23 protein-coding genes are annotated in these 23,967 nt (G+C 57.0%); 15 read left to right on the top strand and 8 right to left on the bottom strand.

Features of this window, described 5'->3' with window-relative positions:
* Window positions 1-36 precede the first annotated feature (36 nt).
* The 5 genes from ileS (at window position 37) to LKE90_RS04055 (ending at window position 7,702) form a co-directional block, all read left to right on the top strand.
* On the top strand, window positions 37-2,943 hold the full coding sequence (gene ileS, locus LKE90_RS04075) for an isoleucine--tRNA ligase (RefSeq protein ID WP_291491605.1): 2,907 nt from the start codon (window positions 37-39) through the stop codon (window positions 2,941-2,943).
* A gap of 4 nt (window positions 2,944-2,947) precedes the next feature.
* Window positions 2,948-3,484, top strand: coding sequence for a signal peptidase II (gene lspA, locus LKE90_RS04070; protein WP_291491604.1), 537 nt, complete (start codon window positions 2,948-2,950; stop codon window positions 3,482-3,484).
* 11 nt (window positions 3,485-3,495) lie between these two features.
* Window positions 3,496-4,032 carry a DUF3035 domain-containing protein gene (locus tag LKE90_RS04065; RefSeq protein ID WP_291491603.1) on the top strand — a complete coding sequence of 179 codons (537 nt, stop codon included), beginning with the start codon at window positions 3,496-3,498 and terminating at the stop codon, window positions 4,030-4,032.
* 582 nt (window positions 4,033-4,614) lie between these two features.
* A complete protein-coding gene (locus tag LKE90_RS04060) occupies window positions 4,615-6,168 on the top strand; it encodes a hypothetical protein (protein WP_407066057.1) in 1,554 nt (517 codons plus the stop codon).
* 172 nt (window positions 6,169-6,340) lie between these two features.
* Window positions 6,341-7,702 carry an amino acid permease gene (locus LKE90_RS04055; RefSeq protein ID WP_291491601.1) on the top strand — a complete coding sequence of 454 codons (1,362 nt, stop codon included), beginning with the start codon at window positions 6,341-6,343 and terminating at the stop codon, window positions 7,700-7,702.
* A gap of 92 nt (window positions 7,703-7,794) precedes the next feature.
* Here the strand turns inward: LKE90_RS04055 and LKE90_RS04050 are convergent, their stop codons facing one another.
* Window positions 7,795-9,225: a helix-turn-helix domain-containing protein gene (locus LKE90_RS04050; protein ID WP_291491600.1), complete on the bottom strand. Its 1,431-nt coding sequence runs from the start codon at window positions 9,223-9,225 to the stop codon at window positions 7,795-7,797.
* Between the two features lie 133 nt (window positions 9,226-9,358).
* On the opposite strand from LKE90_RS04050, the gene aceA reads away from it, so the two are divergent.
* The 4 genes from aceA (at window position 9,359) to LKE90_RS04030 (ending at window position 14,572) form a co-directional block, all read left to right on the top strand.
* Window positions 9,359-10,639, top strand: a complete 1,281-nt coding sequence (aceA, locus tag LKE90_RS04045) for an isocitrate lyase (protein WP_291491599.1) — start codon at window positions 9,359-9,361, stop codon at window positions 10,637-10,639.
* Between the two features lie 170 nt (window positions 10,640-10,809).
* Window positions 10,810-13,029, top strand: a complete 2,220-nt coding sequence (locus LKE90_RS04040) for a malate synthase G (RefSeq protein WP_291491597.1) — start codon at window positions 10,810-10,812, stop codon at window positions 13,027-13,029.
* Window positions 13,030-13,412: 383 nt separating this feature from the next.
* A complete protein-coding gene (locus LKE90_RS04035; protein ID WP_291491596.1) occupies window positions 13,413-13,826 on the top strand; it encodes a CidA/LrgA family protein in 414 nt (137 codons plus the stop codon).
* A 2-nt stretch (window positions 13,827-13,828) separates the two neighbouring features.
* Window positions 13,829-14,572: an LrgB family protein gene (locus tag LKE90_RS04030; protein ID WP_291491595.1), complete on the top strand. Its 744-nt coding sequence runs from the start codon at window positions 13,829-13,831 to the stop codon at window positions 14,570-14,572.
* 158 nt (window positions 14,573-14,730) lie between these two features.
* Here the strand turns inward: LKE90_RS04030 and LKE90_RS04025 are convergent, their stop codons facing one another.
* Window positions 14,731-15,126 carry a hypothetical protein gene (locus LKE90_RS04025; protein ID WP_291491594.1) on the bottom strand — a complete coding sequence of 132 codons (396 nt, stop codon included), beginning with the start codon at window positions 15,124-15,126 and terminating at the stop codon, window positions 14,731-14,733.
* 216 nt (window positions 15,127-15,342) lie between these two features.
* Complete coding sequence (gene mscL / locus LKE90_RS04020; RefSeq protein WP_291491593.1) at window positions 15,343-15,807, bottom strand: large-conductance mechanosensitive channel protein MscL; 465 nt, start codon at window positions 15,805-15,807, stop codon at window positions 15,343-15,345.
* Between the two features lie 277 nt (window positions 15,808-16,084).
* Here mscL and rpmE point away from each other — a divergent pair, with 277 nt between their 5' ends.
* The gene (gene rpmE, locus LKE90_RS04015; RefSeq protein WP_291491810.1) at window positions 16,085-16,312 is read left to right on the top strand and encodes a 50S ribosomal protein L31; all 228 of its coding nucleotides are present in this window, start codon (window positions 16,085-16,087) and stop codon (window positions 16,310-16,312) included.
* Between the two features lie 287 nt (window positions 16,313-16,599).
* Window positions 16,600-17,175, top strand: coding sequence for a DUF1013 domain-containing protein (locus LKE90_RS04010; protein ID WP_291491592.1), 576 nt, complete (start codon window positions 16,600-16,602; stop codon window positions 17,173-17,175).
* 55 nt (window positions 17,176-17,230) lie between these two features.
* Here LKE90_RS04010 and LKE90_RS04005 read toward each other — a convergent pair whose 3' ends face one another.
* Complete coding sequence (locus LKE90_RS04005; RefSeq protein ID WP_010669153.1) at window positions 17,231-17,401, bottom strand: YdcH family protein; 171 nt, start codon at window positions 17,399-17,401, stop codon at window positions 17,231-17,233.
* Between the two features lie 256 nt (window positions 17,402-17,657).
* Here LKE90_RS04005 and LKE90_RS04000 point away from each other — a divergent pair, with 256 nt between their 5' ends.
* From LKE90_RS04000 to LKE90_RS03985, 4 genes are all read left to right on the top strand, one after another.
* Window positions 17,658-17,858, top strand: coding sequence for a YdcH family protein (locus tag LKE90_RS04000; RefSeq protein WP_077812842.1), 201 nt, complete (start codon window positions 17,658-17,660; stop codon window positions 17,856-17,858).
* Window positions 17,859-17,896: 38 nt separating this feature from the next.
* Window positions 17,897-18,439: a 5-(carboxyamino)imidazole ribonucleotide mutase gene (gene purE / locus LKE90_RS03995; protein WP_291491591.1), complete on the top strand. Its 543-nt coding sequence runs from the start codon at window positions 17,897-17,899 to the stop codon at window positions 18,437-18,439.
* Complete coding sequence (locus LKE90_RS03990; protein ID WP_291491589.1) at window positions 18,423-19,574, top strand: 5-(carboxyamino)imidazole ribonucleotide synthase; 1,152 nt, start codon at window positions 18,423-18,425, stop codon at window positions 19,572-19,574. The genes purE and LKE90_RS03990 overlap by 17 nt, the downstream gene beginning before the upstream one ends.
* Window positions 19,575-19,884: 310 nt before the next feature.
* Window positions 19,885-20,340: a hypothetical protein gene (locus tag LKE90_RS03985; RefSeq protein ID WP_291491588.1), complete on the top strand. Its 456-nt coding sequence runs from the start codon at window positions 19,885-19,887 to the stop codon at window positions 20,338-20,340.
* Window positions 20,341-20,394: 54 nt separating this feature from the next.
* Here the strand turns inward: LKE90_RS03985 and LKE90_RS03980 are convergent, their stop codons facing one another.
* From LKE90_RS03980 to LKE90_RS03965, 4 genes are all read right to left on the bottom strand, one after another.
* Window positions 20,395-21,153, bottom strand: a complete 759-nt coding sequence (locus LKE90_RS03980; protein WP_291491587.1) for an ABC transporter ATP-binding protein — start codon at window positions 21,151-21,153, stop codon at window positions 20,395-20,397.
* 5 nt (window positions 21,154-21,158) lie between these two features.
* Complete coding sequence (locus LKE90_RS03975) at window positions 21,159-22,058, bottom strand: ABC transporter permease (RefSeq protein WP_291491586.1); 900 nt, start codon at window positions 22,056-22,058, stop codon at window positions 21,159-21,161.
* A gap of 79 nt (window positions 22,059-22,137) precedes the next feature.
* Window positions 22,138-22,596: an NUDIX hydrolase gene (locus tag LKE90_RS03970; RefSeq protein WP_291491585.1), complete on the bottom strand. Its 459-nt coding sequence runs from the start codon at window positions 22,594-22,596 to the stop codon at window positions 22,138-22,140.
* A complete protein-coding gene (locus LKE90_RS03965; RefSeq protein WP_291491584.1) occupies window positions 22,574-23,827 on the bottom strand; it encodes an MFS transporter in 1,254 nt (417 codons plus the stop codon). The genes LKE90_RS03970 and LKE90_RS03965 overlap by 23 nt, the downstream gene beginning before the upstream one ends.
* Window positions 23,828-23,967 lie beyond the last annotated feature (140 nt).

The raw sequence follows: 23,967 nt of genomic DNA, 5'->3' as shown, positions 1-23,967 counted from the left end.
CCATCATGAATTTTAGCGAATGACCAAGCGGGAACGATGACCGGATCGGACAAGACGAACACGAGCAACGCTGAGGCAGACGGTTTTCGCGAGACCGTTTTCCTACCGAAGACCTCGTTCCCTATGCGCGGCAATCTGCCGACACGGGAGCCGGAGCTGCTCGCCCGCTGGCAGGAACTGGATCTCGACGGCAAGATTCTTGCCCAGAGTGAAGGCCGACCGCTGTTCGTGCTGCATGACGGTCCTCCCTACGCCAACGGCAACCTGCATATCGGTCACGCCCTGAACAAGATTCTCAAGGACGTGATCAACCGCAGCCATCGTATGACGGGGTACGCCGTCCATTACGTTCCCGGCTGGGACTGTCACGGCCTTCCCATCGAGTGGAAGGTTGAAGAGGAATATCGCAAGGCGAAACGCGACAAGGATTCCATCCCCGTTCTCCAGTTCCGTGGCGAATGTCGTGCATGGGCCGCGAAATGGCTTGACGTGCAGATGGGCGAATTCCAGCGGCTCGGCGTGCAGGGCGAGTGGGGCCACCGCTATTCCACGATGGATTACAGTTCAGAATCCGCCATCGTTGGAGAAATCGGCAAGTTCCTGCTGAACGGCGCACTGTATCGCGGCCTGCGCCCGGTCATGTGGAGCCCGGTCGAAAAGACCGCGCTGGCGGAAGCCGAGATCGAGTATCACGATCATACCTCAACGACGATCTACGTCGCCTTCCCGATCATCACCGACCCGACATCAGCGGAAGCGCTCCGCGACGTTTCCGCCGTCATCTGGACGACGACCCCGTGGACGATTCCGGCCAACCGCGCCATCGCCTACAATCCTGAAATCACCTACGTCGTCCTGCGCGCTGATGAAACGGCGGCAGATGCGGCCATCGCACCGGGCATGAAACTGCTGGTCGCCGAGCGCCTTGTCGGGCAGGTCTGCAAGGATTGCGGCATTCTTGAACACCATATTCTCTACACCATGCCGGGTTCCGCTCTTGATGGAGCCGTTGCCTCACATCCTTTGCGCGGTCAGGGCTATGAGTTCGACGTGCCTCTGCTGTCCGCCGAGTATGTCACTGATGACGCGGGCACGGGTCTCGTTCATATCGCCCCCTCGCACGGCGAGGATGACTTTGCCGTCGGCAAGGCGAACGGGATCGAAATCCCCGAACTGATTGCCGATGACGGTCGCTACGTGGACCATGTGCCGCTGTTTGCCGGTGTCCATGTGTTCAGGGCGGCGGACCCGGTCTGCTCCGCCCTGTCCGAGAGCATGACCAAGGCTGTTGCAGAAGATTCCGCGCCAAACGGTCTTCTCGCCCGTGGCGAACTGGTCCATTCGTACCCGCATTCATGGCGGTCACGGAAGCCGATCATCTACCGCGCCACGCCCCAATGGTTCATCCGCATGGATGGCGAAAACCGGATTCGTGAGAAAGCCCTTCAGGCGCTCGGTGACGTGACCTTTGTCCCGGCTCAGGCCCGTAACCGTCTGACCTCCATGGTCGCTGACCGTCCCGACTGGTGCATTTCGCGGCAGCGCGCATGGGGCGTTCCCATCGCCGTGTTCGTGAACAGGCAGACCGGCGAAGTCCTGCGGGACGCCGCCGTCATGGACCGTATCGTGGCAGCCTTCCGTGAGGACGGTGCGGACGCCTGGTATGACAGCGATCCGTCACGCTTCCTCGGCAACGATTACAATGCGGCCGATTTCGAGCAGGTTTTCGATGTTGTCGATGTCTGGTTCGAGAGCGGCTCGACGCATTCTTTCGTGCTGAACAAGCCCGGCCTGCGCTTCCCCGCCGACCTGTATCTGGAAGGGTCTGACCAGCATCGCGGCTGGTTCCAGTCTTCCCTGCTGGAAAGTGTCGGAACACGTGGCGTTGCCCCTTACAGGACGCTTGTGACCAACGGCTTCGTGCTCGACGAGCAGGGTCGCAAGATGTCAAAATCTCTGGGCAACGTCATCGCGCCGCAGGACGTGAACGATTCGCTCGGGGCTGACATTCTCCGCCTGTGGGTGATGAATTCCGACACCAACGAAGACCTTCGCATTGGCAAGGAAATCCTCAAGCAGCAGGGCGAGCTTTACCGTCGTCTCCGTAACACCCTGCGCTGGCTGCTGGGCGCGCTGGAAGGCTACACTGATGCAGAAGCAGTTCCGTATGCGGAACTACCCGAGCTTGAGAAATGGGTGCTGCATCGCCTGACCGAATTTGACGGCATGATGCGTCAGGCGGTCGAGACGCATGAATGGGTGGGCGTGTACCCGGCCCTGCACGGTTTCTGCACGACTGACCTTTCAGCGTTCTATTTCGATGTCCGAAAGGACGCCATCTACTGTGATGGCACCGACAGCCTGCGTCGTCGCGCGGCCCGCACAGTGCTGGATGTCCTGCACCGCTGCCTCGCCACCTGGCTGGCGCCGGTTCTGGTCTTCACGGCTGACGATGCGTGGACGGCCCGTTTCGGCAAGGACTCTTCCGTGCATCTGGAAGCTTTCTCTGTCGTTCCGGAAGAATGGAATGACCCGGAACTGGGCGACCGCTGGACGACACTGCGTGCTGTCCGACGCATCATCACCACAGAGATCGAGACTGCCCGACGCTCGGGACAGATCGGCTCTTCGTTACAGGCGGTGATCGAACTGCCGGTCTATGAGGATCAGGTCTCCCTGTTTGACGGTGTTGACTGGGCCGATCTGGCCATTGTCTCGCAGGCTGAATTTTCCATCATTCCGGAGACCGCGCCCAAGCCTGAAAATGGTGCAGGCATCCCCTGTGGCGTCCCTGTCGTGAGCGTGGCTGAGGGTGAAAAATGCGTCCGCTGCTGGAAGGTCCTGCCTGAAGTCGGACAGAATGCAGCCTATCCGACGCTGTGCGTGCGCTGTGCCGATGTTGTCGCAAGCGGGCTGTTCTGCACTCCCGTATCTGGCCACTGAGAAAATGCGGCTGCATTATCGCTCTCAGGCGGTCGGTCTGCTTTGTGCGGTCACCGTCTTTCTGATCGACCAGATTTCCAAATACTGGATTCTGTTCGGTTTCCGGCTGCCTGAAAAAGGGTCGGTGGCAATCTGCCCCGGCCTGAACTTCACCATGGTCTGGAATCACGCCATTACCTTCGGGATGTTCGGGGGAGCGGGAGCCTCAGGCAGGATCATTTTTTCCGTCATTTCGCTCGCCATCGTCACCGGGTTGCTGACATGGATCGCCCGGACCCCCCGCCTGCTGATCGCGGGTCTGGCCGGGTCGATTACAGGTGGCGCGGTCGGAAATGTGCTTGATCGGCTCCATTATGGCGCGGTTGTCGACTTTATCCATGCTCATGCTTTTGGCTGGTCATGGTATGTCTTCAATATCGCTGATGCAGCGATTGTGTGTAGTGTAGCAGGTCTGATACTGGACAGTCTGTATCGGGAGCGGCAGCATCCTTCCCAAGAGGGTGATGTCCGGCCAGTCGAACGGAGCGCCGGGGACAAGTGAGGCAGAACAGAATGCGAGTAATCGTCGGATTTCGACATGTGGCTCTTGGACTTGGACTAAGCGCCCTGCTGACAGGGTGTGCAGGCAGCGATGTAACCCGCGCCTTTGGCCTCCAGCGCAATGTGCCGGATGAATATACGGTCACGACCCGTGCGCCGTTGTCCATGCCCCCCTCAACCGAGCTGGTGAAGCCCGGCGCTGGCATCAACCATACCCGCGACGAAAGCCAGCGGATGGAAGCTCTGGAGACTCTCTCTCCCGACGTCGCCCTGCACGGAACGGCCGGCCCGGACAGTTCAGGCCAGACGATGCTGATCAACGAGGCGGATGAGGCTGCCGAGCAGGCGGATCAGGGCGAACTGGGCAAAGCCGGAGAAGGCTATGTCGATGCGCTGCTGTTCTGGAAAGGTGGCGGCGCCGGTTCCGTCGTGGATGGTGATGCTGAAAATCGTCGTCTGAAGGCGAACGCCGCTCTGGGCAATCCCCCGACCAAAGGCGCTACACCGACGAAAAAAGTGAAAAAATCCAAAGTTCTCGGGGTTCTTTAATCGGGTTACAGATTAATCCGGTTTTTCTGAAAGTCCGATGTGCAAAAGCAGCTCTTATGGAGCTGCTTTTTTGTTTCCACACCCAGAAATGTGAAAACAAAAATTTCGCCATCCCATGGCGCTGATACACGCAGCCTGAAGACAGCTTTCTCTCGCTGCCAGATTTAAAACACGCGGGAAATATCCATTTTACTGCTCCCGGCGACTGGCAGAATCTGCAATCCAAGGATTGCCATCATCAACCACACAAATCTCCAAATGAAATAAAAAAACACAAATCAGCATTGAATTGCAAAATAAAATAAAAATAAATTATTATATTGTATTATTAATTTTATACTTTTACTTACTTAGTTTTTACAAAACAATACAGTTAAAAAATTTCATTACATTATGAAAATAAGCGATCCGTCTCCTTATACCTCCTAATTCAGAAAGCCCTCCTGCGCTTGAATATAATATATCATTATGTGATAAATATGAAAACAAGATCAAAAGCCTATCAATGGCTCGGCGAGTGGTATGAAAAATCAGGTGCAATCCAGATCATTTCTTGGGAATAATGGCTCGCTTGCGGCGCGTGTGAAAACTGCCCTTCTTCACCAGAAAAGCAGAGTTGCGCTGTTCACTGTCACAGCGTTTCTTTCTCCCCTGTGTGACGGTGATGCGCAGGCGGAAACAACGCTGGTGTCCGCCAAGAACGTTACGATCATGGGCGCGCTTGATATCGGTGGGGCGGCTTTCTTCCTTCCGAACACCAATTTCGGTGCAGGCTCATATGAGCCCCGAAAAGACGGAAGTTATGTAAAAAACAAGAACTCTTCCTACGGAGAACTATACGGCAAACCTATTCTGAGCGGCCGTTGGGACACCCCTTGGGGTTTCAATGTCTTCGGCATGATTTCCGCAGTCGGGTCCACGACCCTCGGCGACGGCGATGCGGAAAGCATATCACAGACATCCGGCACTCCCCGTGCTGTTACACTGGAAGACGCCAATCTGGGTGTTGAGATCCCGCTCCATCTGCTGAAAGGCAAACAGAAACTGATCATTGAAGGCGGGCGGCAGCGTTTTCAGATTGATGACGGTTTCATGGTCGGTAAAGGCGCCTACAGTTCAGGCAATCGTGGTGCCTGGTGGTATGCGCCACGATTTGCATTCTCCGGTCCCGGCGTTGTGAAGTTCGAGGCCGATTCAGTCCGTGCAGACGTTTTCATGCTTGAAAGTAGCAGCGACAACGATCAGGACCGTGGTTACGACCGCCCAAAGACAAAATTCGAAGGTTTTGACGTCTCCTGGTTCAGAAGCAAGCCGGGAGGACATGGCGCCTCACTTTATGAGGATCGGGCCGCCTATGTGACATTGACCTATATCCATGTCCGGGATTCCGACAGTTCATCCCACTATAATTACAATTATCGTGGCAGCCGCGATGGAATGAACATTGCGTCGCTGAGCTGGGGCGGCACTCTCCTCCCTGTAAAAGCCCTTGGCATATCGAAAAACTTTACGTTTTATGGAGATTTCGTCGCGGAACAGAACAGTCACGCCCGCAACGGATATCAATCCACTGAAGCCTATGGAATGTATTTCGAACCCGGCTACGTTTTTTCAATGTTGCCTTGGGCGCCCCATATTTTCTACCGTTACACACGTTTTGGCGGTGCCAAGAACTCTCATGGTTCTGTCAAGAGAAATTACGATCCGTTCTTTCTCTATGACGGACGTCGTTATACATATGGTGGTTACTGGCCCGGTGAAATCGTCGGCATGTACCTGTCGCCGCTTTCCGATGTTGAAATCCATCAGTTCAACATAACCGCAATTCCTCCCGTGCATATTCTTCGGAAAGACGATGAACTCACCATCGGAGCACATTTCTACGATCTCCGCCTGCTGTACCCGGGTGGAATGGGGTTACCCCAGAACACGAAGCGTCATATCTCTGACGAAATTGATTTCTCCGCCGAATACAAATACGACGAGACCCTTTCAGGGGCTGTCGCGGGTGGCGTCGCTTTTTCAGGCCCAACTGCCAAGGCGTTCGCCAGATCGGGTATTCCGGACGGGTACAGCGCGCCTTCCATTGGGAACCATGCCGGGATCATTGAAGCGTATTTCTACAAACACTTCTAAAGTGGTATTGCGTTCCTTGACCTGAGTCGAAACCTAAACTGTAATGACTTCAGAACAAAGGAGAAGCAGATTTTCTCGTTCAGCAATAATGCTGGCTTATCATCAGGAGTTTTTCTTTCTTCTGCCAGGCAGAGGTGACGGAAACAGACAGCGACAGAGGATTTATCTCTACATGGCAGAACAAGATAACGCAGTGAGCACGCTACAGGAAAACGGCCTGAAAAACCGTCACATCATGATGATCGCTCTTGGCGGCGTCATTGGTGCAGGCCTGTTTGTCGGAAGCAGCGCGGCGATCGTGGCGACGGGGCCAGCCATCCTTCTGGGTTTCCTCATGGTCGGCGTCCTGATCTTCATGATCATGCGTATGCTGGGGGAAATGGTAATCGCCGATCCGGGACGCGGTTCCTTTGTGGAATACATCCGCAAGGCTCATGGCGATCATGTCGGTTTCACCTCCGGCTGGCTCTACTGGTTCTTCTGGGTCGTGGTTCTGGGCAGCGAGGCGATCGCTGGCGCCATGCTGTTACAGGACTGGATCAATCTGCCCGTCTGGGTGCTGTCTCTTGGCCTGATTATCGCCCTCCAGTTGGTGAACTTCGCCGCTCCCCGCATTTTTGGCGAATGTGAGTTCTGGCTGTCCGGCATCAAGGTTCTCAGTATCCTGCTTTTTGTCGGCATTGCCCTGCTTTACGTTTTTCACATCTTTGGTCCGGGTGTGCCCGCCACTGAGAATTTCTTCGGTCATGGCGGCTTTTTCCCACATGGATTCATCTCCGTTCTCTCCCTGATCCCCACCATCCTGTTCACCATGATGGGGTCGGAAATCGCGACAGTCGCGGCGGCTGAATCGTCAGAGCCCGGCAAGAACGTCGCCCGTGTGACGCGCAGCGTCGGCATCCGTGTGACGCTGTTCTATCTCGCCTCCATCACGATGATCCTGCTCGTCATCCCCTGGACATCCGTCGTCGCCGGAAAATCGCCTTTCGTGACAGCCATGGATGCGATGGGCATTCCCGGCGCGGGCCTCATTACCCGTATCGTCATCCTGAGCGCGGTCCTGTCCTGTCTCAATTCCAGCATGTACATCACGTCCCGCATCCTGACGGAACTGGCCGACAAGGGCGATGCGCCACAGACTCTGACCCGTAACTCCACGGCTGAAGCCCCTCGCCTCGCCATTCTGGTCAGCAGCATCGCCGGAGCGGTGGTCGCTTTCTCATCCATCCTTGCCCCGAAAACGGTTTTTGCTTTTCTTCTGAACTGTAGCGGCGGCCTGATCCTGCTGATCTACTGCCTGATTGCCTCGTCTTACATCGTTGCGCGTCATCTGGCCCGCAAGGACGGAACAGAGAAAGAAAACTTCCAGCTACCGCTGTTTCCCGTGATCAACTATGTAACCATCGGTGCCGTTATTCTGGTTTTCATCGCCATGCTGATTGATCCGGAAGAGCGCATGACAGCACTCAGCTCTCTGCTGACCGCTGTAGGGTGCTATATTCTGGCGCGTATTTTCGCGAGCAAGACTGCGTGATCTGAAACGGACCATATCGTTCGTTTCCCACGGGAGAAGGAGAAGACGGAACCCCCGTCTTCTCCTTTTTCATTATGAGCTGACTGTCCGCCTCACGGCCCTTCAAATGGTATCGGCCGCAGGACTCGCTCATTGATGTCCGGAATCAGACGGTGATTCAACGGTGGGAAAGCCCGTGACCGGCAGTCTTCCCAGTCACACAGATGACAGGAAATACCGATTGAGGTCGGGTGTGCATCCAGATTGAGATGATCGGAATACACCAGTTCCCGCGCCCGCGAGAGGTCGCAGCCAATGGTGATGGTCCGTATCGGCCGCGCATCCCCCCATCGCTGGGCCATGCCCATCGAACTTCTGGCGATGGACAGGAAGGACTGCCCCGTCGTGAAGGTAACGATCTGCGTCTTGATCTGGCCAAGCGTTGTAAAAGCCGTGCAGGCATTCCACTGGGGACATGGATTACCCTGACGCGGAATGGGGAAACCGCAGGCTGAAAAACTTTTACTGATATTGCCAGCCGGGTCCGTCCTGACAAAGAAGAAGGGCACGCCACGCGCTCCCGGACGTTGCAGGCTGGCAAGACGCTGGGCCGCCTGCTGGTATGACACGCCAAAGCGAAAACTCAGCACTTCCATATCATAGCGGTTGGCAACGGCCATTTTGAGAAAAGCCATGTAAGGCATGAGCACTGCCGCCGCAGCATAATTGGTCAGACCAATCTGAAGGAATGTCCGGGCCTCCTTGGTGCTCGGCTCCATTTCCGTCAGAAGGGCCTCGACCACATCCCGGGCTTCCAGCAGCATGAGCTGAAAAGCCAGTTGGAAGCCACGACTTTCACGAGGCAGAAGGTCGGAAAGAACAAGCTGGCGTGTGACAGGATCATAACGCCGCAGCGCGTCGTCGAGCGGCAGAACCTGCACGACCACACCGTGTTTCTGACGCAGCCGCGACGCCACAGCATGATTCACCTCGGCCTGTGGCAGTCCTTCCCCACGGACAGAGCCCATATCCCGCGCCATTTCCTCCCGCACGACCTCGGCAATTTCCTCCAGCGCCGGAAAATAGCTGCGATGTTCGTCATAGACTTTCCGCACTTCTTCCTGCGGCAGGACAAGACGACGCCCTCCCGGCAACGCCATACCTTCCGCATCGTGTCGTGCGGCTCGATAGGCCTGATGCAGCGCCAGAATCGCCTTGGCGACATGCGCCTGCGACGCCACCGCGGCGACTTCATGGGCCGTTCCCTCCATGTCGTTGCCCAGTTCCGGATCTGACAAAGCCTCCCTGAGCTGGGCCTCAAGCTTCTGCTCCTCCGAACCCGACAGCGCCTCGATGCTGACATCGAGAGCGCGTGTGAACTTGATCAGCAGGGTGGCCGTGACACTCCGCTGATCATGTTCGATCAGATTCAGATAACTCGCTGAAATGCCCAGTCTGGCAGCCAGAGCCTGTTGGGACAGTTCTCTCTCCTGCCGGAGACGACGAACAATACGACCGATGCGTGTTGAAGATGATCCAGCCATAACAGATTTTACAAATATAGAGTTATTTTTGTAAACGAATTTACAGCATTCATTGGAATCTGTTCCTTTTCTGTAGAAGTAATCAATGAAACCATCTTAACTGAAAACATCACAAACAAGAAGGAACAACGCCATGTCCGTTGAAGCCATCGAAAAGTTCATGAGCGACAAGACCCGTTTTGCCGGCATCAAGCGGGATTACACCGCGCAGGATGTGGCGAAACTCTCCGGTTCGTTCACCGTCGAGCACACGGTCGCACGGATGGGCGCCGAACGTCTGTGGAAACTGCTGCATGAAGAACCCTACATCAACTCTCTTGGTGCGCTTACAGGCAACCAGGCCATGCAGCAGGTCAAGGCCGGCCTGAAGGCCATCTACCTGTCCGGCTGGCAGGTTGCGGCGGATGCGAACCTAGCGGGGCAGATGTACCCCGACCAGTCGCTCTATCCGGCGAACTCCGTGCCGAACGTGGTGTCACGCATCAACAACGCCCTGCGCCGTTGTGACGAAATCGCGACTCTGGAAGGGAAGGGCGACAAGACCTACTGGATGGCGCCGATCGTGGCCGACGCCGAAGCGGGTTTCGGTGGCGCGCTGAACGTGTTCGAGCTGATGCGCTCCATGATTGCGGCTGGTGCGGCTGGCGTTCACTTCGAGGACCAGCTTGCGTCCGAAAAGAAGTGCGGCCATCTCGGCGGCAAGGTGCTGATCCCCATTTCACAGCACCTGCGTTCGCTGAACTCCGCCCGTCTCGCAGCGGATGTCGAACGCACGCCAACCCTCGTTGTCTGTCGCACGGACGCCCACTCAGCCCAGCTTCTCACGTCCGACGTGGACGAGCGCGACCGCCCGTTCCTCACTGGCGAGCGCACGTCGGAAGGCTTCTTCCGGATCAAGGAAGGCCTCGGCGTTGAATACGCGATCGCCCGTTGCGAAGCCTATGCGCCGTATGCCGACCTGCTGTGGTGGGAGACGTCCGAGCCGAACCTGAGGGAAGCCGAGCAGTTCGCCGAGGCGATCCACAAGAAGTTCCCCGGCAAGCTGCTGGCTTACAACTGTTCGCCTTCATTCAACTGGAAGAAGAAACTGTCCGAGAAGGAGATCGCCGACTACCAGAAAGCGCTCGGCAAGCTGGGCTACAAATACCAGTTCGTCACGCTTGCGGGCTTCCACGCACTGAACTTCTCCATGTTCCAGCTTGCGAAAGGCTACGCCGAGCGCGGCATGGCGGCCTATTCCGAGTTGCAGCAGGCTGAGTTCGCGGCGGAAGTGGACGGTTACACCGCCACACGCCATCAGCGTGAAGTGGGCACGGGCTGGTTTGACGCGGTCGCCACGACAGCCAGCGGCGGCCAGTCCTCCACCACAGCCATGAGCGGTTCCACCGAACACGACCAGTTCAACCATCACTGAACACTGACCTCCTGCGCCGGGAGCCGATCCGGCGCGCATCGTTCCGTCCAACTGCGGAGACGGGCGGGACGATGGTCCTCATTCATCGAAGAATCCGTGACGGTTTTCCGGTCCCTATACATCCAGACAGGGAGCTGCCGACAGACCGTCACGGACCCGGAGACACGACCATGACCACGCATATCCAGATTGAAGGCATCAGCATCGACTGCGGTCTTCATACGTTCGTCAACACCGAAGTTCTGCCGGAAACCGGCGTTTCACCGGAGACGTTCTGGGCGGGCGTTTCCGGTCTTGTCGCCGAATACTCCCCCAAAATTCGTCACGCGCTCGCGCAACGTGACCGACTCCAGAAGGCCATCGACAATTTCCTGATCGGCAGCAGCGGCACGGACATGCATCTCCGCACCCGCTTCATGCGCGAGATCGGCTATGTCGAGGAACTCCCACCCAAATTCACCGTCTCGACGCAGAACGTGGATGCGGAGATCGGCCGTGTTGCCGGGCCGCAGCTCGTGGTGCCTGTCAACAACGCCCGCTACGCCCTGAACGCCGCCAACGCGCGCTGGGGCAGCCTGTATGACGCGCTCTACGGCACGGACGCCCTGCCCCAGAACGCGCCTTTCCAGTGCGGAACGGACTACAACCCGCTGCGAGGTCGTATCGTCGTGCGCCGCGCCAAGCTGTTTCTTGATGAAACCGTGCCGCTGCTCATCGGTAGCCACGCCGACAGCGTGTCCTACTATGTTCATCACGGCGAACTGCACGCCAAGCTGGACTGTGGCCGCACGACCGGTCTGAAGCACCCAACGCAGTTCGCCGGGTTCGCGGGATCGCCTTCAGAGCCGCGCGCGGTCCTGTTCAACAATCGCGGCCTGCATATTGAGCTGAAGATCGACCGCTCCTCCCCTGTCGGCAGCACGGACAAGGCTGGCATCGCCGACGTGATCGTGGAATCCGCGCTGAGCACCATCATGGACTGCGAAGACAGCGTGGCCGCCGTGGATGCGCAGGACAAGGTCATCGTCTACCGCAACTGGCTCGGCCTCATGCGCGGCACGCTGACGGCGGCGGTTCCCCGCAACGGCAAGGTCACGAACCGGTCTCTGGCGCAGGACCGCAGCTACACCGCACCGAATGGCGCGCCGCTGACCCTGCATGGCCGAAGCCTGATGCTCGTGCGCACGGTCGGCTATCACATGTTCACGGACATGGTGCTGGATGCCGAGGGCAACGAGACACCGGAAAACGTGCTCGATGCGATCATCCTGTCGGTCATCGCTCTGCATGATCTGCGCGGCAACAGCGCCTTCCGCAACAGCCGCATGGGGTCGATCTATCTCGTCCGCCCGAAGATGCACGGTTCGCAGGAAGTCGCTCTTTCCGACGCCATCTTCACCTCGGTCGAGGAAACCCTCTCCCTGCCCCGCAACACGATCAAGATGGGCATCATGGACGAGGAGCGCCGCACGAGCTGTAATCTTGCCGCCTGCATCAATGCGGCGCGGGAGCGCGTGTTCTTCATCAATACCGGCTTCCTCGACCGGACGGGCGACGAGATCCATACCTGCATGAAGGCTGGCCCTGTCGTGCGGAAAGGCGACATGAAGAAGGAGCCGTGGATCAGAGCTTACGAGCAGCGTAACGCCGCCATCGGGCTGGAATGTGGTCTGGGCATCGGCCCGCGTGGTCATGGACAGATCGGCAAGGGCATGTGGGCGATCCCCGACCGGATGGCCGACATGCTGGAGCAGAAGGGCGCGCAGATGCGGGCGGGCGCCAGCACGGCGTGGATTCCCTCTCCGACGGCGGCCACACTGCACGCCCTGCATTATCACGAGGTCGATGTAGCCGAGGTCCAGAAGGAACTCAGATATCACGCGCCCCTGCCGATGGAGGATCTGCTGTCCCTGCCGCTGGCGCATGGCGCTCACTGGTCTGAGGAAGAAATCGCCGCCGAACTCGACACCAATCTCCAGAGCATTCTCGGCTATGTGGTGCGCTGGGTGGATATGGGCGTCGGCTGTTCCAAGGTGCCTGATCTCAACCATGTGGGGCTGATGGAGGACCGCGCCACCCTGCGGATTTCGTCACAGCATGTCGCCAACTGGCTGATGCACGGCATCGTGACGGAAACACAGGTCGAAGCGGCTCTGACCCGGATGGCGCGACTGGTTGACGAGCAGAATCAGGACGAGGCCGGATACGTCCCGCTTTCCACCCATCAGGATGGTCCGGCGTTCATGGCGGCCCGTGAACTGGTGTTCGACGGCGCACGTCAGCCGAACGGCTATACGGAGAGCATCCTGCACAGGCGCCGCAGGGAAGCCAAACACCGTCACCGTGTCGAAGGCGTGACACAGGAGGACATGGAATTCGCCGCCGACTGAAGGCGGTCCATTCCCTCCAATGTGACGAGACGTTTCGACCGGGTCCTGAATCTGGCCCGGTTGAAACAGGCTTCTTTAATCTGATGAAAAGCCTCTATTAACAACGCCCTGACACACTGTTTATCGAGCAACTTCATCCGACCAGACGATTCCGTCTGATCGGATGTTGCTCCAGAATCATTCTGCTCAACCTGCGTTCAGTGGAATGATTCCATGAAACGGAACGCCTCCCCGTCAGGGAGTGCGCGCAAATGTGGTTTGCCAGTCATCGGGTTGCGGGCAACATGGGCTGACGCGCCCTTTCGTGAACCGGGGAGCACCATGCCCGGATTGCAGCTTTTCCGGTTCGGGCATCCGATGCACCTCCAAAAAGAAGAAAAACCATGCCGGAAGCTTTCCTCATTCTGATTCTGTTCCAGTTGCTGGGGTCCGCGTTGCAGATAACTCTACGCCTCCCCGTTCCCGGTCCGGTAATCGGCATGTTCCTGCTCGCCGCCGCCCTGCTCTGGAAACGCAGCCGGACACGCGCAGACACGCGAGTTTCCTCCTTTGATACCCCAGCCCTGTCCTCTCTGTCCCGCAGCCTGATCGCCTGCCTCGGACTGCTATTCGTCCCTGCCGGTGTGGGACTGGTCACGCAGATGCCCGTGCTGCTCGCCAATGGCCTGCCGATTGCGGTGGCCCTGTTCGGTTCCACGCTTCTCGGACTGATGGTGACGGCGTTCGTAATGCACAAGGCGACGCATGACCGTCCTTCACCCGAGCGGATTCCCGATACCGGCGGACAGGTGCTCTGACAATGCAGTCTCTTTCTCACACGCTCCATCAGATTTACGCACGCTTTCTGCCGGAGCCGAACATGGAAACCCTGTTCTGGCTGAGTGTGACGCTTGCGGTTTTCGCGCTGGGCGTCCGGTTGCAGATCCGGCTTGGTCGTGCGCCCTGGGCTAATCCCGTGCTGTTCGCGATCGCTTTCGTAGCACTCGGACTTCTTCTGACCGAAACGCCCTACGCGACGTATTTTCAGTCAGTCAAAATCATCAATTTTCTGCTTGGCCCGGCCACGGTCGCTCTGGCCATTCCGCTGGCGGATTCAATTCGCCTTGTGACGCGCAGTCTGCCTGCCATGACACTGGCCCTTCTGGCCGGGTCCGTGACGTCGGTAGTCAGTGGCGTGCTGCTTGTGCTGCTGCTTGGCGGCTCACACGATGTCGCCCTGTCCATGGCTCCCAAGGCTGTGACGACACCGATTGCCATCGCCATCACCACGCAGATCGGCGGGATACCGGCACTGACGGCGGCCTTCGCCATTCTGGGTGGGATCATCGCAGCGATGATTGGCGAGGCGACCCTGCGACGGTTGGGCATTACGGACTGGCGGGCGCATGGACTGGCGGCAGGAATTGCCGGTAGCGGAATTGCGGCGGCTCAGGTCGCGCAGCGTGATCCGGTAGGGGCTGCTTTCGCGGCGCTGGGCATCGGCCTGAACGGGCTGGTGACGGCGATTATCGTGCCTCTGATCCTGTATTTTCTGCCCGGATAAATTGGAGGATTGTCGGAATGCTGCTTTTTGCAGCGGCATTTCCCTGAATGCTCAAGAGTTTAAAATAATTTTTCACGGCTCTTTTTATTATTGACCATATCCGCTGAAGCGAACGGATTTTGATGTGTTTTTAGAATCGCAGTTTGTAAAAATACATACTAATCACTTTTCTCGTCATTGTTTTTTTCAGCCAACACCCTCTCTCTGGCAAGCATTTCAGCACGCAGGGTAGAGATTTTCCGAATGATCTGTTTTTTTACTTTAGACAACGCCGCGACAAGAATTCGGTCCATGCCCGTCTTTCGCAGCACCAACCTGACATGAAGAGGCAAAAGATCAATAACGAGGTTGGCCACCCTTACGATGATCAGTTCATCAGCGATGATTTCAAACGCGGCTGAACTCGCGATTTTTGAAATCGCGCGCTCTATGTAGGGCCAGTATTTTCTGATGAGCGCAGCTTCTTTCAGAGACAGGGTCTTATCCCTGAACCAGGCTGCGTTGCCTCTGATATCTGCGATTTTCCGCAAGGATTCTGAAACATTCAAGCGCATTGGCTGGCCTTCATCTTTCTCTTCTTGATGTAACTACGCATCAGAAACTCTACGAAGTCCCACCTGCAAATCACCCAGTCTTTCCATCTGGCGGAAGCACCCGGAAAATATTGCTCCGGGCAAGACGTCAGATCAATTGCGCCGCATCAGCAGGCAAAAACAAAAAAGAGGAGCCAAGAGCTCCTCTTTCATCATCCCCAATACAGAAAGACCGTATCAGTTGTGTGTCTGCTGATGGACCAGCACATCGCGGATATCCTGAAGCAGAACTTCAGTCTTGGTCGGCTCCGCCGGAGCAGCCGGCTCTTCAGCCTGCTTCGTGTGCAGCTTGGACAGAAGACGCACCATCCAGAAGATGACAATGGCGACGATCAGGAACTGGATGACAGCGTTGATGAAAACGCCATAGTTGAGGGTGACGGCGCCCGCTTTCTGGGCTGCGTCGAGCGTCGGCTCAACAGGACCTTTGAGCGTCACAAACAGGTTGCTGAAATCAATACCACCCGTGGCCAGACCAAGCACCGGATTGAACACGTCCTTGACCAGACTGTTCACAATCGCTGTAAAGGCTGCGCCGATGATGACACCGACGGCCATATCAACGACATTGCCTCGCATGATGAAGGCTTTGAAGTCATTGACCCAACCCGGCGTATGCACAGCAAGTTTCTTGTCTGCCATGAGATCCTCTAAAAAATGATGTAACCTGTCTTAACGACTGTCCACGCAGATTTACAATGTTAGATTAATCTTATGGCAACAAATGGGCGAAGGCGTTGGTTTTACGCCACAGGAAGTAAAAAAACCATCAAGCGGTTTTTCGGTGAGACGTTATCCGCACTATGCGGAAAATTGCCGTTTTTCGCCGCTTTCCTCGTTGCCTTGCCTGTCTGATCCGCCTATATGTGCGCGATCCATTCCCGGTCGGCATCGGGAATTTTTTCTAGAGAGCGTTGAAATGAAACAGAATATCCACCCCGACTATCACGAGGTCAACATCATCATGACCGACGGTACGGAATACAAGACGTATTCGTGCATGGGCGCTGCTGGCGACACCCTGCGTCTTGATATCGACCCGAAGTCTCATCCGGCATGGACAGGCGTCCAGCGCATGATCGACAGCGGAGGCCAGGTGGCCAAGTTCAACAAGCGTTTTGCTGGCATCGGCAAGCGCAGCTCCTGAGAAAAGGATATTCGTGGGAAGAATTTTTCTTTCCACGGGTGGAACAGGAAAAACCCTGCCCCGTAGCCCGGTGGCAGGGTTTTTCTTTTTGAGCCTTATCCTCGTGCTGCTCTCCCCATTCGCCCGGTTGACGATTTTCGCTTGACCCCATCGCGAGCGGCGGCCATTACCGTACACAACAGCGCGCCGGCAGGCACGCAGGGACGGGTCGGTAAGGCCCTCGCCCAGACAAGCCGATCCCGGTGCCTGCGTGAGCGCCAAGAGACCACGCAGCAACAGGATCGACGATGAGCACGCTTCCTCTTATGCCCAAGGCGACAGCCGTCTGGCTGATCGAAAAAACGGCTCTGACCTTCACACAGGTCGCTGAATTCTGCGGCATGCATCCGCTGGAAGTTCAGGCCATCGCGGATGGCGAAGTCGCGCAGGGAATCGTGGGATATGACCCGGTTGCCAACCGTCAGGTCACAGCGGAAGAAATCAGCCGGTGTGAGGCCGATCCCAACGCGAAACTGAAGATTCTTGCGACGGTCAATTCTGTAAAGCGCCGCGCCAAGGGCGCTCGCTACACCCCGGTTGCGCGTCGCAATGACCGTCCGGACGGTATCGCGTTTGTTCTACGCAACTTTCCGCAGGTTCAGGATCAGCAGATTGCCAAACTGCTCGGCACAACCAAGGACACCATTGCCAAAGTTCGTGACCGTCAACACTGGAACAGCCAGAACATCAAGCCGCGTGACCCGGTAACACTGGGGCTGTGCAGCCAGATGGATCTCAACGCCGCTGTGACTGCCGCCAATGAGCGTCTGACGCGCGACGGGCAGGAAGTCCCCCAGCCCATGCCGATTGAAAGCGAAGACTGAGACACTCAGAGGCTGCGCCTGCTTTTACAGACGCAGCCTGTCGAGAAGCATTCCGTCAGGACGTGGCCCTGACGCGATCCATCTCTTCCTTGACCGTGAGTTTCTGCAGTTTGAGGCGCATCAGGACATGCTGGTCGGGCATGGGACGATGCCCTTCGTCATGGATTTTCGCATCGAGGACGGAATGACGGCGGCTGAGGCTTTCAAGGCGTGATTGCTTGCTCATTGTTTCACTCTCCGATTTGGATAGTTGCAACGAGACGATGCTAGCGCCGTCTGTCACCAATCTGACATGAAAAATTGCTCATGTTTCACGGTTTATTTTTCATCGCGGTCCACTTCTTCCTTCCGGAGAAGATTCTGGGCACTGGTGCAAGACAATCCGTTGGCTTAACGTGACAAAGATCAGGGCTGATGGTCTTACGGATGTGTAAAGCAGGTGCTCGTGGTGAATATCACTGGACGAGAATGCCGGAGGTGCGATGCTGAGTGATCGGGAGAGTATGCTGCGCAGGCTTCATGAGCTGCGGAGCGAACATCGTGATCTGGATACGGTCATTGACCGTCTGGTTCATGAACCGATGGATCATCTCCAGCTTCAGAGGCTGAAGAAGCGCAAGCTCCTCCTCAAGGATGAAATTGCGTGGATCGAAAGTCATCTTATTCCGGACAACATTGCATAACCGCAATAGTCTGATCAGGTTCCGAGATTTGAGAGATCATGGATAATACTGAAAACCAGCCTGAATCGGCAGCCGATGATGCTGTGAAGCAGGGCTCAGAAGCGCCCCGTGTGGGAATCATCATGGGAAGCCAGTCTGACTGGGAAACCATGCAGCATGCCACGCTGACTCTGGATGCGCTGGAAGTGCCTTATGAGACAAGGATCGTCTCGGCGCACCGGACTCCCGACCGTCTGGCGGAGTATGCCCGCACGGCCTCCGATCGCGGCCTGTCTGTCATCATCGCCGGAGCAGGTGGCGCGGCCCATCTGCCGGGCATGTGCGCGGCATGGACACGGCTTCCGGTTCTGGGTGTGCCTGTTGAGTCCAAGACTCTGAAAGGCATGGACAGCCTGCTCTCCATCGTCCAGATGCCCGGCGGCATACCCGTGGGCACCCTTGCGATTGGCAAGGCGGGAGCCATCAATGCGGCCCTTCTCGCCACCTCCATTCTCGCCATCTCGGATGCGGAACTCGCGGCCCGTCTCGACACATGGCGCGCACTTCAGACTGCCTCGGTACGCGATGAACCTGAACAATAAGAACGGTTTCCTGCCTCCCAACTCGGTTCTTGGTATTGTCGGCGGAGGCCAGTTGGGGCGCATGTCCGCCATGGCGGCCGCCCGCCTTGGCTTTCGCTCCCACATTCTCGCGCAGCATGAAGATGAGCCGGGTGTTCAGGTTTCTCACGGCGCAACCATCGGCTCGTTCAATGATCCTGACGTGTTGAAGCGCTTTGCCGAAGCCGTTGATGTCGTCACGTTCGAATTTGAGAATATCTCGGCAAACGGGCTTGATCTGCTGTCCGGTCTCAAACCCGTCCGTCCTTCCGGCGCCATTCTCCGGATCAGTCAGGACCGTGAGCAGGAAAAGACGTTCCTTGGTTCCATCGGTATTCCGGTAGCTCCCTGGAAAATTGTCACGGATGCGGAAAGTCTCGCGGAAGCCGCCGAGACAGTCGGTTATCCCTTCATCCTGAAAACCACCCGCATGGGTTACGACGGCAAAGGCCAGTTTCGTGTCCAGAACGCCGACCAACTGACAGAGGCTCTGACGACTCTCTCGCCAAAACCGCTGGTTGCGGAAGGGATGGTCGATTTCGCCATGGAAATCAGTGTCATGGTTGCGCGGGGTGTCGATGGGACCACCTGCACATTTCCGGCGACTGAAAACCGGCATGTTTCCGGCATTCTGGATCTCAGTCTTGCCCCTGCCCGCATCAGCGAGGAACTGGCAACCGAAGCGGGCAGGCTCGCCTGCCGCATTGCTGAAGGTCTCGACCTCATCGGGATCATGGGGGTCGAAATGTTTGTTGGGCGCACCGGCGCACTGCTTGTCAATGAAATCGCCCCCCGCCCCCACAATTCCGGCCACTGGACAATGGACGCGTGTTCCTGTGACCAGTTTGAGATGCATGTCCGCGCTGTGACCGGATTACCTTTGCCTGAAGCCGTGCGTCACTCGGATGCAGTCATGAAAAATCTCGTCGGACCTGATGACATGGCCTTGTGGCCTGAGATCGTCGGGAAGCAGGGGCTGATCCCGCATCTTTATGGTAAACAGGAGGCGCGCCCCGGTCGCAAGATGGGCCACGTCAACGTGCTTTTTCCTTGCGGTTCCCTACCGGGAGAATTTGGCGTGCAGGCCGCGCTGGGGCCTCTGGCCGGTCCACGATAGTAACTGTTGCCAACAACGAGCATGTAGATAGGTGTTTAAGAGCGACTGGCAGGAAATATAGAAACTGCTTCTGAGACTTTAATTCCCCGGCTTTATTCGTAATAAACCGGGGAATCCCCATGCAAAAACCAAAATATTTTCCGTGACCATTCTGAAATTCGCGCCGAATACAGCAATCTATTCATCAAAAACAAAAAAATATAGAGCCGAATCCCGTTGGTTTATGGGCTCTTTTATGTGTCCGTATGCCGGAATTATACTACAAAACTGACACCAAATATGGTTACCGTTACTTTTCAGAGATAGATTTATGCTTTCAGTGTTTGTGTTATTCTGTGTAACGATATCCGGCGCAAGATATGAAAACTCCAAATTTCCCAATGGAGCTTACTCCTTGAAAAAATATTTTCTTATTATCCCATCCATACTTCTTTTACATAATACTACAGTTTTTGCAGAAAATACTCGAATATCAGAAATAACCGGATGCAACTCTTGGCCCATAGGGATGGCCATAACATATCTTCAGAATGAAGAAATCATACGGCCCGGAAGTATAGACGAGAAAGCCGTCACATCCGATCTCCTCTCGGTTCAGTCTGTGGGGAAAGGCCTGTATAGCCAGATATGGAAGCTGACGATAAAGCCAGAAAGCGGCTCTCCCATTACCGTCATTACGAAAAATACTTTTTCACTTAAGGAATGCTCGGAAAGCGGTGTCGATGTGTGGATTGTCAGCCAGCATCTGGGTGGCCCCAATGACTGAAGTATAAAACAGCCGAATATCTTCAGAAATCTTCGCAGAGCACGCAAGCCACCACTATTCGGCATCCAGATAGATCGGCAGCACATCGGCAGGCTTGCCATCCATCACAATCTTCCCCTGCTCCATCCAGATTACGCGGGTGCACCACTTCTCGACAATGGACGGCATATGGCTGGAAATAACCAGAATTTCCGCCCCTTCCACCAATCCGGCGATCCGTCCTTCCGCCCGCTGAATGAACGTGGCGTCGCCCGCCATGAACCATTCGTCCATAATCAGGATTTCCGGCATGATCGCCGTCGCCAGTCCGAACGCCAGACGCAGACTCATGCCGGAACTGTAGGTCTTCAGCGGAAGGTCCATGAACGCGCCAAGATCGGCGAAGGCTTCCACATCCTGTTCGACTTCCCGGATAGCCCTGTCGGACAATCCGAAAAACAGTCCACGCAGACGGATGTTCTCCCGTCCTGACAGCTCAGGGTCCATGCCGAGCGATGTATCCAGCAGAGTCCCTACCCGTCCCTGCACAAGAACATGCCCCTCGACGGGCTCATAGATACCGCCAAGCGCCCGCAGGAGCGTCGTCTTGCCGGCTCCGTTCCGCCCGATCAGCCCGAGGCGCTCACCCGGTCTGAGGGAGAAGCTGACATCTGTCAGCGCCTGCACCATGATCCGGTTGCGGGCATCACGGGAGAAGCGGCTGGAAGGCGCTTGGCCTTGCAGGACTCCCTTCATGGTCTTCTTCAGGCTGCGCGCATCGCCGTGATAGAGCGGAAACGAAATGGACAGGTTCGTGACATCGATTCCAGCCATGTCGCCTACACCCAGTACGCCAGCCGACCGCGCAGGCGGGCGAACAGCAGAAAGGAAACGCACCACAGGACAACACTGTATGCCACAGCCATCAGCCAGATGGATGGCCTGACAGGCGTGCCCATGAACGGACCGCGCACGATCTCGATCAGCGGATAACAGGGATCGAGCAGCATATATTGCCGCCCCGTATAAATCAGGTCGGGTTTCCAGAGGATCGGCGTCACGAAAAACAGGATCTGCATGATGTTGGCGGCAATCGGCGGCATATCCCGAAAGCGCGCGCCCAGCACACCCAGCAGAAGGGTGATCGCGTAAAGATCAGCAAACCAGAGGACGACACCCGCTGGCAGCGACCAGTTGAGTGTCGGCATGACGCCGAAAACCGCAAACAACACCACGATCACGCCGACACTATGCAGAAAGGTCAGAAAATTCCGGACCATGACCCGCATGACATGGACCGTGAAAGGCATGCGGATCGAATGAATCAGATTCACCGTGCTGGTGAACGCACAGCAACCATCCGTGACGGTTCCGCCAAGATAGGCCCACAGCACGAGGGAAAAGCACAGGAACGGCAGATAGGCCTTCAGGTCCGTGTGCAGGAGTGTGGCGTAGAGCACTCCCATGGCCGCAACCAGAATGGTTGTGGAAATGGTGACCCAGAACGGCCCCAGAAGAGAACCGCGATAGCGCATTTTTATATCGAGCCAGCCCTGCATCCAGCCCAGACGGAACAGCCGGAGGCTGCCGGACAGGTCGTTCAGCGCATGAACGATACGGGCCGTTCCACGTTCAGGCCGCAGATCCATGACCGGCATGTCACCATGAGCCGCCAGCTCTGCGGCAACATGCGGCTCGTCCGTGATGGGCTGTGCCAACCCTGTCGGTTCTGACGTCACGAGAGGCTCCCTCTCCTCGCCCGGCCGTTCTACGCTGTTCATGCTTGCGCGATAGACAACCCCGGACAGAAGCGCAAGGTCATGGACCTCGCACGGCGGCTTCCGCCTGCCGCGCCAGTGCGAAGACACCTGCGCTTGCCTCAGCGCCAAACCCCTGAATGGTGTCCAGACTGAACCAGTCCGCCTCAAGAGCATCGTCGGCAGCGACAGGCGCGGGTGTTTCCTGAGGATTCATCAGTTCGCAAAGAACCGCGACAATCACATAATGAAACCTCAGAGAACCATTTGCATGGCGGTGGATCGAATCAAACGCCGTCAGCACGCGGACGCCTTGGGTATCGAGGCCGGTTTCTTCCGCAAGCTCACGGCTCGCAGCGGTCAGCAGATCTTCACCGGGCTCGATCCGTCCACCGGGAAATCCCCATAGCTCCGCATCGGGAGGATTGGCGCGGCGGACCAGCAGAAACCGTCCGTCGAGAGGATGGCGGCAGACGGCAATGACCGCGCCTCTTGGCTCAGGTGGCGGGTTTGATGTCATCGAGCCGATCCAGTTCACGTAGCCCCGGGAAAAGACGCATCCATACCCCCGTCACAATCAGCGTGCCGATGCCGCCGATCACCACGGCAGGAACCGCCCCGACACAGGCCGCCAGCATACCGCTCTCAAACTCGCCGAGCTGATTCGAAGAGCCGATGAACAGCATGTTCACAGCAGAGACACGCCCTCGCATTTCATCAGGTGTGCCGAGCTGAATCAGCGCTCCCCGGACCATCACGCTGATCACATCCGCAGCACCCAGCACCATCAGCGCCAGAATGGAAAGCGGGATCGAGCGGGATACGCCGAAAACGAGCGTCGCCAGCCCGAATATGGCGACAGACAGAAACATGATCTTTCCGGCATTCCGGCGAATGGGCCAGCGCGTCATGATGAGCGCCATCAGAACGGCGCCCATGGCGGGACCGGCCCTGAGCAGGCCAAGCGCTACAGGCCCGGCGTGCAGGATGTCGTCGGCATAGACCGGCAGAAGCGCCGTCGCGCCACCAAGCAGCACGGCGAACAGGTCTAGAGAGATGGCGCCGAGCATGGGACGCTGCCTGCGCAGGAAAGCGATGCCTCCCATCACGGAGGCCAGCGTGATGGGCTGACGACGACGTTCCGGAAAACGCATCTTGATTGACGCTGTCGCGAGAGCGGAGGCTGCAAACCCGACGCAGCACAGCGCATAGCAGGTGTCCGGACCGAAGCCGTACAGCACCCCGCCAAGAGACGGTCCTGCGATACAGGCCACCTGAAACAGTGAGGATGACAGAGCCGCCGCCTTGGGAAACAGCGGTGCCGGGACGATAGCAGGAAGAAATGTCTGCTGTGCGGGCATTTCGAAGGCGCGACAGGCTCCGAACAGCGCCACCAGCAGATAGAGCGCCCACGGTCCAATCAGATGCTGCCATGAGGCAATCGCCATGCTGAACGCCGCACATGCCTCGACCATCTGGCAGGTAATCACGATCCGGCGGCGATTGAACTGATCCGCCACATGCCCGGCGGGCAGCGTCAGCAGCATCATGGGAAGAAACTGGGCCAGGCCGACGAAGCCCAGCGAGGCTGAACTATGCGTCAGGGAATAGACCTGCCACGCGACGGCAACCGCCTGCACCTGTGATGAGAAGGCCGAGAGATTGCGACCGGTCAGGCAACTGATCAGTCCCGGTTGGCGCAGCAGGGCAGGACCGGGAGAAGGAGGGACGGAGACATCGGACTCTGACATGGAGCCGTCTCTAGCAGGTGATCATTCGGCTGACACCACCCGCCTTGTCACGTTGCCAAGACGGATTGCGGGAGGCAATACAATCGTTACGCCGCCATAAGCCTTTAGAGAGCCCTTGGCGCAGAGACTGAGATCAATGG

The sequence above is a fragment of the Acetobacter sp. genome (assembly GCF_022483985.1).
Lineage (GTDB): Bacteria > Pseudomonadota > Alphaproteobacteria > Acetobacterales > Acetobacteraceae > Acetobacter.
This window is presented reverse-complemented; position numbering and strand designations above follow the sequence as displayed.

Excerpts from the sequence above, each read along its gene's own strand:
- ileS (WP_291491605.1), top strand. The coding sequence starts at position 37 with ATGACCGGATCGGACAAGACGAACACGAGCAACGCTGAGGCAGACGGT.
- lspA (WP_291491604.1), top strand. The coding sequence starts at position 2,948 with ATGCGGCTGCATTATCGCTCTCAGGCGGTCGGTCTGCTTTGTGCGGTC.
- LKE90_RS04065 (WP_291491603.1), top strand. The coding sequence starts at position 3,496 with ATGCGAGTAATCGTCGGATTTCGACATGTGGCTCTTGGACTTGGACTA.
- LKE90_RS04055 (WP_291491601.1), top strand. The coding sequence starts at position 6,341 with ATGGCAGAACAAGATAACGCAGTGAGCACGCTACAGGAAAACGGCCTG.
- LKE90_RS04050 (WP_291491600.1), bottom strand. The coding sequence starts at position 9,225 with ATGGCTGGATCATCTTCAACACGCATCGGTCGTATTGTTCGTCGTCTC.
- aceA (WP_291491599.1), top strand. The coding sequence starts at position 9,359 with ATGTCCGTTGAAGCCATCGAAAAGTTCATGAGCGACAAGACCCGTTTT.
- LKE90_RS04040 (WP_291491597.1), top strand. The coding sequence starts at position 10,810 with ATGACCACGCATATCCAGATTGAAGGCATCAGCATCGACTGCGGTCTT.
- LKE90_RS04035 (WP_291491596.1), top strand. The coding sequence starts at position 13,413 with ATGCCGGAAGCTTTCCTCATTCTGATTCTGTTCCAGTTGCTGGGGTCC.
- LKE90_RS04030 (WP_291491595.1), top strand. The coding sequence starts at position 13,829 with ATGCAGTCTCTTTCTCACACGCTCCATCAGATTTACGCACGCTTTCTG.
- LKE90_RS04025 (WP_291491594.1), bottom strand. The coding sequence starts at position 15,126 with ATGCGCTTGAATGTTTCAGAATCCTTGCGGAAAATCGCAGATATCAGA.
- mscL (WP_291491593.1), bottom strand. The coding sequence starts at position 15,807 with ATGGCAGACAAGAAACTTGCTGTGCATACGCCGGGTTGGGTCAATGAC.
- rpmE (WP_291491810.1), top strand. The coding sequence starts at position 16,085 with ATGAAACAGAATATCCACCCCGACTATCACGAGGTCAACATCATCATG.
- LKE90_RS04010 (WP_291491592.1), top strand. The coding sequence starts at position 16,600 with ATGAGCACGCTTCCTCTTATGCCCAAGGCGACAGCCGTCTGGCTGATC.
- LKE90_RS04005 (WP_010669153.1), bottom strand. The coding sequence starts at position 17,401 with ATGAGCAAGCAATCACGCCTTGAAAGCCTCAGCCGCCGTCATTCCGTC.
- LKE90_RS04000 (WP_077812842.1), top strand. The coding sequence starts at position 17,658 with ATGCTGAGTGATCGGGAGAGTATGCTGCGCAGGCTTCATGAGCTGCGG.
- purE (WP_291491591.1), top strand. The coding sequence starts at position 17,897 with ATGGATAATACTGAAAACCAGCCTGAATCGGCAGCCGATGATGCTGTG.
- LKE90_RS03990 (WP_291491589.1), top strand. The coding sequence starts at position 18,423 with ATGAACCTGAACAATAAGAACGGTTTCCTGCCTCCCAACTCGGTTCTT.
- LKE90_RS03985 (WP_291491588.1), top strand. The coding sequence starts at position 19,885 with ATGCTTTCAGTGTTTGTGTTATTCTGTGTAACGATATCCGGCGCAAGA.
- LKE90_RS03980 (WP_291491587.1), bottom strand. The coding sequence starts at position 21,153 with ATGGCTGGAATCGATGTCACGAACCTGTCCATTTCGTTTCCGCTCTAT.
- LKE90_RS03970 (WP_291491585.1), bottom strand. The coding sequence starts at position 22,596 with ATGACATCAAACCCGCCACCTGAGCCAAGAGGCGCGGTCATTGCCGTC.
- LKE90_RS03965 (WP_291491584.1), bottom strand. The coding sequence starts at position 23,827 with ATGTCAGAGTCCGATGTCTCCGTCCCTCCTTCTCCCGGTCCTGCCCTG.